Origin of the sequence: Inhella gelatinilytica (assembly GCF_016093295.1) — a bacterium.
GTDB classification, from domain to species: Bacteria; Pseudomonadota; Gammaproteobacteria; order Burkholderiales; family Burkholderiaceae_C; genus Inhella; species Inhella gelatinilytica.
Window position 1 is genome coordinate 1 of sequence record NZ_JAEDAL010000018.1, and the last position, 2,582, is coordinate 2,582.

Sequence of the window (2,582 nt, forward strand, 5' to 3'; positions counted from 1 at the left end):
CTAACAATCAGCGTTTATCTGCCGCGCCACGAACATGGCGAGCGGCCTGAGCGGAAATCGCGGCAGATAAACCATGTTGGACTGAACCGTCGCGGCGACGGTGGCGGGGGCCTAGGGGATTGGATGCTGGGCAGTGCCCGCAATCAGCCCATTTTGCCCAGGTGCGGCATGCGGGGCCTGAGGATGGACCCGCTGTCGGACTCATTTGGGCCCCTCGAAGCCCGTCTCTTGGGGTGCCCGTTGCGCGTTGGCACGGTGGAATAGCCCTGCCAGCCATGGCGCTGCCGCTGCGTGCGCAGGCGCACACCTCTTGTCTGGCAGATGTCGATTGGGCAGTGCGTCTTCATGCGGGGGGCGCTCGCGCATGGATCGGTGAAGGCAGTTGTGGCCGGCCTTGCAGGCTGGCCACCACCCGCATAGGACTGTGCCCGCAGGTGGGGCAGCGCTGGGTGTCGATGCGCGCCACGCGTGCCATGAAGTCGCGCGCGGCCTCCAGTGCCAGGGGCTGCGGTTGCGGTTGTGCCAGGGCTTGGCGGGCCCGCGCAAGTTGCCTGCGTTTGCAGCCGTTGGCCAGCACGCCGTAGTGGCGGATGCGCTGCACCCCGGCGGGCAGCACGTGCAGCAAAAAGCGCCGGATGAACTCCTGCAACGGCAGCCGCATGCGGCGTTTACCGCCGTGCGCATCGGCACGGACCGTGAAGACCACGTCCCGCTCCGGGCTCAGCGCCTGGATGCGTTCGTTGCCGATGGCGGTGCGATGGGTGTAACGACTCAGGTAGGCCAGCACTTGGCCGGGGCCGCCCAAGGGCGCTTTGGCGTAGACCACCCAGTTGTGGCGGTACAGCGCACGGCGCCCTGCGGGAGTGAGATTGACGTCTTGCGGCTCCCCCGCTGACCCAGGCTCCGATAGGCGGGCGAGCACACTCAGCGCTTGCATGAAGCGGCCCCGGAAGACCCGCGACAACGCCTGAACGGGGAACAAAAAATCGTTGCGGCGCACCGGCACATGCCACAGCCCATCGGGACCGAGCACCCCGCAGGCCATCACGGCGTGCAAGTGCAGGTGCTGGGTCAGGTTCTGGCTCCAGGTGTGCAGCACCAGGCTGAAGGCGGGCTGCCCATGGCTCACACCCATCCAGCGCGCTTGCGCGGCGAAGTCCTTGAGCGTGGCCGCCACGCTGGCGAACAGGGTCTCGATCGACCAGCGCGGCGCGCTGCGGTACAGGCTGTTGAGCGCATGCGGCAGTGTGAAGACCAGGTGCACATAAGGCACGGCGAGCACTTCGCTGAGCTGCCCTTGCAGCCAAGCATCTTTGGCGCGCGCCCCGCATTGGGGGCAATGGCGGTTGCGGCAGGAGTGGTACTGCCAGTGCTGATGGCCGCAGGCTTGGCAGGCCAGCTGCTGGCCGCCCAGCAGCGCCGTGCGGCAGGCGCACAGCTGTCGCCACACGCGCGCCTGCGCGCAGCTCAAGGGGTGTACGAGCGGCTGGGCCTGCGCGCCGGCCCGCAGCACCTCGGCCAAGGTGGCCATGCCAAGAATTTAGTGCGGGGCCATAGCGGGCTGCAGCGCGGCCAGCAAGTCCAGCCGGCCCAGACTGTCCAATCGGTCCGCTTGGGCACCCGGCCGGAACTGCGGGCTGATCAGGTGCAGATAGCGGGTGGTGGTGCTGATGTGGCGGTGACCCAGCAGTTGGCTGATGGTGTGCAAGTCCACGCCCACTTCAAGCAGGTGGGTGGCGAAGCAATGGCGCAAGGTGTGGGTGCAGCCTTCCTTGTGGATGCCGGCCCGGGCACGGGCGGCGTGGTAGTGGCGCTGCACACTGCAGGGGCTCAGTGGCTGGCCGCTGTCGGGGTTGGGGAATAGCCACCCAGGGCTGTGACGATGGCAGGCATGGGTGCGGCAGTGCGTGCGCAGCAGGCTCAGCAGGGTCGGACTGAGCAAGGTGTAGCGGTCGGCTGCGCCCTTGCCGGCAACGACGCGAACGCACATGCGGTCGGCCGCGCTATCGATGTCGGCCACCCGCAACTGACAGCCTTCTCGAATGCGCAGGCCACAGGCGTACAGGGTCTGCAGCAGCATGCGCACGATGGGGTGATGGCACTGCGCAAACAGCCTGGCGATCTCCTCGCGCCCGAGCAACTGCGGCAACTTCTGGGGCGTGCGCGCCACGGGCGGCAGGACGCGCTGGGCACTCGTACTCAAGCCATCGCGGCCCAGGACATGGACAAACAAGAATCGACTGGCTGAGGCCACCTGATTGATGGTCGAGTACGAACGCTTGCAGTCGCGGACCAAGTGCAGCATGTAGCGCTCGATGGCGGCGGCATCCAACCGCGCCGGACTGCAGCCGAAGTGGCGCGCCATGCGCGCCAGAACCTCAACGTAAGTCTCTTGGGTGCGCACGGACAGCCCGCGCACCACCATGGCATCAATCAACTGTTGGCGCAAAGGCGTCATGACCCACTCCTGGTGTGCTGAGGAACATTCCCCAGCCCCAAGACTGGCCACTCTGCGGGCCCCGCACAAGCCAAAACCCCAAAGCCAAACGCGGTGACCGCCCCTCTGAGGCAGCCACCGCGTC

General features: G+C 67.1%; 2 protein-coding genes. Both read right to left on the bottom strand.

Annotation, left to right across the window (positions count from 1 at the left end; translation table 11 throughout):
- Positions 1 to 343 precede the first annotated feature (343 nt).
- Positions 344 to 1,531, bottom strand: a complete 1,188-nt coding sequence (locus I7X43_RS16225; protein ID WP_198101998.1) for an IS91 family transposase — start codon at positions 1,529 to 1,531, stop codon at positions 344 to 346.
- A gap of 9 nt (positions 1,532 to 1,540) precedes the next feature.
- Positions 1,541 to 2,458, bottom strand: coding sequence for a tyrosine-type recombinase/integrase (locus tag I7X43_RS16230; protein WP_198101999.1), 918 nt, complete (start codon positions 2,456 to 2,458; stop codon positions 1,541 to 1,543).
- Positions 2,459 to 2,582 lie beyond the last annotated feature (124 nt).

Coding starts and splice junctions, on each gene's coding strand:
- I7X43_RS16225 (WP_198101998.1), bottom strand. CDS start 1,531: ATGGCCACCTTGGCCGAGGTGCTGCGGGCCGGCGCGCAGGCCCAGCCG.
- I7X43_RS16230 (WP_198101999.1), bottom strand. CDS start 2,458: ATGACGCCTTTGCGCCAACAGTTGATTGATGCCATGGTGGTGCGCGGG.